4 protein-coding genes are annotated in these 4357 nt (G+C 32.0%); all 4 read left to right on the forward strand.

All coding sequences use genetic code 11. From position 1 onward, the window contains the following. Window positions 1–26: 26 nt before the first annotated feature. Complete coding sequence (locus V7147_RS23620) at window positions 27–1217, forward strand: glycosyltransferase (RefSeq protein WP_335370244.1); 1191 nt, start codon at window positions 27–29, stop codon at window positions 1215–1217. Window positions 1218–1243: 26 nt separating this feature from the next. Then, a complete protein-coding gene (locus V7147_RS23625) occupies window positions 1244–2434 on the forward strand; it encodes a glycosyltransferase (RefSeq protein ID WP_335370245.1) in 1191 nt (396 codons plus the stop codon). Between the two features lie 41 nt (window positions 2435–2475). Further along, window positions 2476–3441: a glucosamine inositolphosphorylceramide transferase family protein gene (locus V7147_RS23630; protein ID WP_335370246.1), complete on the forward strand. Its 966-nt coding sequence runs from the start codon at window positions 2476–2478 to the stop codon at window positions 3439–3441. Between the two features lie 90 nt (window positions 3442–3531). Then, the coding region (locus V7147_RS23635; protein WP_335370247.1) for a polysaccharide deacetylase family protein at window positions 3532–4357 on the forward strand (826 nt) is incomplete at its 3' end.

The raw sequence follows: 4357 nt of genomic DNA on the forward strand, positions 1-4357 counted from the left end.
TAAAATTTTTTTTGGAGATACTCAAAATGAAAAAATCATTATTATTTGTAATTGACTCATTGGTCGGAGCTGGAGCGGAAAAAAGTTTAATTACGTTATTATCGTTATTGGATTATAAAAAGTACTCCGTAGATTTAATGTTGTTTGCACATGGGGAACTCCTACAAGAACTTGTTCCTAAAGAAGTAAATATTTTAAGTCCATTAAAGTATACAAATTTCTCGAAATTTAACCTAAAGAAAGCCTTTCTTTACTCTTTAAAAAGACATGATTATAAAATGCTTTGCTCACGATTAAAATATTCTGTAAATATTCGTCTAGGTAAGCACAGTAATGCTCAAAAAGCTAGATTATATTGGGAGAATGTATCAAGTGTAATTGAACAAAATCCAAAAGAATACGATGTTGCAATTAGTTACGCGCAAGGAGTCCCAACCTTTTATGTTGCAGATAAGGTAAAAGCAAAGAAGAAATTCGCTTGGGTAAATGTAACCTATAAATTAGATAGCAAGGATGCAAATTTTCAAAAAAAATATTACGATCAATACAATAAAATAATTGCTGTGTCAGAGTCTGCTAGAGATATTCTACTAGAAACTTTTCCCTACTATAATAATAAAATTGAAATAATCTATGATATTAATGATCCTAAATTTATTTTCAATATGGCAGATTTCGGTGAAGATTATACAGATGATTTTGATGGATTTAGGATACTTACAATCGGGAGATTAGCGCATCAAAAAGGCTATGATATTGCCTTAGAAGCATGTAAAAAGTTAAAGGAACGGGGAATTAAGTTTAAATGGTATGTGTTGGGTAAAGGTCCTCTTTTGGGAGAGATACAACATTTTATTAAAGAAAATGAGTTGTCTGATCATTTTGTTTTATTAGGTGTAACACCAAACCCATATCCATTTATTAAAAACTGTGATATATATGTCCAAACGTCAAGGTTTGAAGGATTCGGTCTTGCGATTGCCGAAGCTAGAATGCTTAATATTCCAGTAGTAACAACAAGGTTTGATGCAGTTTATAATCAAATGGTAGATGGGAAAAATGGGCTTGTTGTTGATATGAACGGTGATGCAATTTGTGATGCAATATTTAAATTGGTTAACGACAAGAAGTTAAGGGGAAAAATCGTTAGCTATTTGAAACAAGAAAAAAAGGGAAATCTTGAGGAGTTAGAAAAAATTTATGGATTAATTGGATGAAGTTCTGTTGAAAGAGAGTAAAGCTAATGAGAAAAAAAATAATATTTATGTTAATTAATATGAATATAGGTGGAACCGAGAAAGCCTTGCTCAATATGATTAATGAGATTCCAAAAGATAAATATGACATAACCATTTTTATGTTAGAGAAATATGGTGGGTTTTTAGAGTTTATTCCTTCTAATGTAAATGTTAAGTATTTTAACGGGTATCAAAGCATTAAGGATATTTTAAATAATCCACCACAATTAATGTCCTTACATTTAATAAAAAAAGGAAAGATAATTAAAGCGATAACAATTATGATATTACATGTAATTACAAAAATATTAAAAAACAGGAGTTTGTTCTTTCGATATACTTTAAATAATTATCCAGTACTTGAAGAGGAATATGACTACGCTTTGGCTTATGATGGTCCCATGGACTTCATAAGCTATTTTATTTTAAAGAAAATAAAGGCCAAAAAAAAATTCCAATGGATACATTTTGATGTTACAAAAATTGGATTTAACCCTCGGTTTGCTTCTAAGGTTTATAGCCAATACGATAAAGTTTTTGTGGTATCAAAAGAGGCTAGAACAAAGTTAATTGAATTAGTTCCAAACTTGCAAGCAAAAGTAGATACTTTCTTGAATGCTACTTCACCACAACTAATTATGAGCCAAGCAAAAGAAGGGTTGGGGTTTACTGATCAGTTTGATGGCTTAAGGATATTAACTGTCGGCAGATTGTCAACTGAAAAAGGGCAAGATATCGCAATTCAAGTGCTCGCGAGGCTGATAAAAAATGGTTATAAAGTACGATGGTATTGCGTGGGAGAAGGTAACGCAAGAGGAGAATATGAAAAGTTAATAAAGAAATTTAATTTAGGGGATACATTTATCTTATTAGGCTCAAATCCAAATCCTTATCCGTTTATGGATCAATGTGATATTTATGTACAGCCATCTAGACATGAAGGGTACTGCATAACATTAATGGAAGCCAGGTATTTAAATAAACCGATTATTACAACCTCATTTACCGGGGCTAAAGAGCAGATCAATCATGGAGAAAATGGCTTAATTGTTGGTAGTAATGAAGATGAAATCTATCATTCGTTAGTAGAATTAATAAATAACAACGAATTACGCAATAAATTATCAGAGAACTTAACTAAAGAAAAATTTGAAAGAAGACTCGAAACGGATAAAATTTTCGATTGTGTGGGCTAAATGCAAGGATATAGAACGTTTCCAAAGTGAAAGGTGGATCTATGTATTTATTATACGGTTGTTCTTTAATATTTCTATATTTATTAAGTAGACTTGTTGGAAAGAAAATAATGGTGGGTGTTTGGTCGATTTCAGTATTTAATTCTCATACTATGATCTTCCAACGTCTAAATGAGAAAGCAATAAAGAAACCTATTCTAAAGGCATCTGACGTAATAGATGTGCCCGCAGAATTTGTGGCTGACCCGTTTATTATTTCTTTTGACTCTAAATTATTTATGTTTTTTGAAATCCTTGATAAAACTTCAGGAAAAGGGATCATTGGCCTAGCCACAAGTAGAGATGGGGAGAATTGGAATTACGATAGGGCTGTTTTAAAGGAAAACTTTCATTTATCCTATCCATATGTATTTAAATATGATGACAATTTCTATATGATCCCTGAATCCAGTGAAGCAAACCAAGTACTGCTATACAAGGCAAAAAACTTCCCATATGAATGGGAAGTAGTAAATGGGCTAATTGGAGGTCAGTATGTTGATTCAAGCATTTTTCATTATAACGATAAATGGTGGTTGTTTGCAGGTAAGAGTGGAAAATTGCATTTATTTTACTCTGATAAACTCGAAGGAGATTGGAGTGAACATCCAAATAGCCCTTTGATATCTGATAATAAGAGTATTACTAGACCTGGTGGCAGGGTGATTGTAGATAAAGATACTATTTATAGATATACCCAAGATGGAAAACCTAGCTATGGAAGCGCAGTTCGAGTGTTTAAAATAACCCAATTGTCAGAAAGTGAATATGCAGAAGAAGAACTTAACTTAGTTTTAAGCGGAACTAAAAAGGAAAGAGATTGGAACAAAGATGGCATGCACACAATAGATCAATTAAAGATGGCTGACAATCAATGGTTAGTAGCTGTAGATGGACACATTTTACAAAATAGAAACTATATTTTATGGAAATTAGACAGGTTATTGGCGAAATATTTTTGGAGGTGAATAATAATTATAAAAATGGTTAAACGCTACATATCATCCTTTAAAAGAAAGTACTTTCAATGGAGGTATTGGGGTCATCAATATAGAAATATGGTCAAGCAAATAGATAACTATAATGATAATACGAACAAGGAGTCCATTCCGTATATTAATAAACCTGGAATAGCCTTCTCCTTCGATGATAGCTATCGGGTGCGAGATTGGTGTAAATACGGAAAAAACCTATTTGGTTATTATGATATTAAAGTCACATTTAATATTAACGGTGTTAACCCGATAGAGGGACAAAGGGTGCATACACAGCAGGAAATAGATAGTCTGTTAGAACTGCAATCAAATGGGCATGAAATTGCTCATCATAGTTTAAAACACAAGACGACTACTGACTATTCTGCTAAATATGGTTTTGACAAGTGGATAGAAGATGAAATTGAAACACTCTTTGATTGGATGGAAAAACAAACACATTCTAAAACAAAGGAAAAATTTAAAAAGCCAGTTTCTTTTGCCTTCCCACACTTTATTTACAATAACGAAGTAATAAGTAGGTTAGTTCCTAATTATTTCAAAGTTGCCAGAGGACATCTGTATAAAGATAATTTAACATCATTTAACTGTGTTGGATTTGTACCATCTATTTGTTNNAAAATAATGAAACTAACAAAGAGAACAGGCAAAAATTTGATATTAACATGCCATTCAATTTTACCTGAAGACATACAAGAAGATTACTTTGGAGAAGGAGAAATGGCGGCCAAATGGGGAGCATGGAGAGTATCTCCGAAGATTCTTAAAACGATAATTGATGAAGCAAGGAAAAATGATCTTGAATTTTACACGACATCAGAAATAGCCGGTATAGCAACTTTTATAGATCAAAATTTAGAAATGGCAGTTAGAGAACAAATATTAATAC

The sequence above is a fragment of the Bacillus sp. JJ1521 genome, from assembly GCF_036965165.1.
Classification (GTDB): domain Bacteria; phylum Bacillota; class Bacilli; order Bacillales; family Bacillaceae_L; genus Ferdinandcohnia.

What these genes read in the sequence shown, in the direction of transcription:
- V7147_RS23625 (WP_335370245.1), top strand. Translation starts at nt 1,244, where the DNA reads ATGAGAAAAAAAATAATATTTATGTTAATTAATATGAATATAGGTGGA.
- V7147_RS23620 (WP_335370244.1), top strand. Translation starts at nt 27, where the DNA reads ATGAAAAAATCATTATTATTTGTAATTGACTCATTGGTCGGAGCTGGA.
- V7147_RS23630 (WP_335370246.1), top strand. Translation starts at nt 2,476, where the DNA reads ATGTATTTATTATACGGTTGTTCTTTAATATTTCTATATTTATTAAGT.